Below are 760 nucleotides of genomic sequence, written 5' to 3' on the forward strand. Positions count from 1 at the left end.
CTGTTAACCTGAGAATGTGCTGCTCGAGGAAATTGCACGAGGAGGGGCAATCTCAAGTTAGGAGACGTCGAAGGAGGCTCCGATCCAGCCGCTCGCTCTCTACGGCGCTGTTTAGGGCGCGCTCGCGAGCGGCTTCCGTTGCCGCCGAGCTACGACACCTCTGGGGACAGGACCCGGCGCTAGTTGTGAAGACCTATCGCTTGGCACCCGTGATAAACGGCTGCTTCGGGTGGGACCTTGCCGTTCGCATCATCTGCTGGAAGGAAGGGTCGCGCGCGCACTCAGAGCTGCGGCTTGCGCGCGGCCCAATCATATTCACATTTTGTTTACCAAACGTGAATTGCCGTGAACCCGCCCCTATATCCTGAGGTAAAGCGCAGAGGCGTGGGCGGGTAGCGTGAACATCCTAGACAAGTATGCGCTCAAGGCGCGTCTATTTCCTGCATTGTTGACCCTCGTGCCCGCGCTGGCTCTGGCATTCTTCGCGGTTTCATGGACCTCGATTGGGCCCTCGCAGGCGTTCACTGCCGTTGCGATCGCCGTTCTATTTTTCTTTTTTTCTGACCTAGCCCGGCGTGCTGGAAAGCGGGTTGAACCGAAGGTGTTCGCGGCGATGGGCGGGATACCGAGCGTGACGCTCCTGAGGCACAGAGACCGGACTATCGATAGCAAGACCAAGGCCCGCTACGTCGATTTCTTAGCCAGCAAGCTCGGCGAAAGCGCGCCGACAAGGGAGCAAGAAATCGAGGAACCTGGGGAT

At 58.9% G+C, this 760-nt stretch carries 1 pseudogene; it reads left to right on the top strand.

From position 1 onward, the window contains the following. Nucleotides 1–397 precede the first annotated feature (397 nt). A pseudogene (locus EOA86_RS36965) lies at nt 398–760 on the top strand (hypothetical protein); the annotation flags it as partial.

Origin of the sequence: Mesorhizobium sp. M5C.F.Ca.IN.020.32.2.1, assembly GCF_004023105.1 — a bacterium.
Lineage (GTDB): Bacteria > Pseudomonadota > Alphaproteobacteria > Rhizobiales > Rhizobiaceae > Mesorhizobium > Mesorhizobium wenxiniae.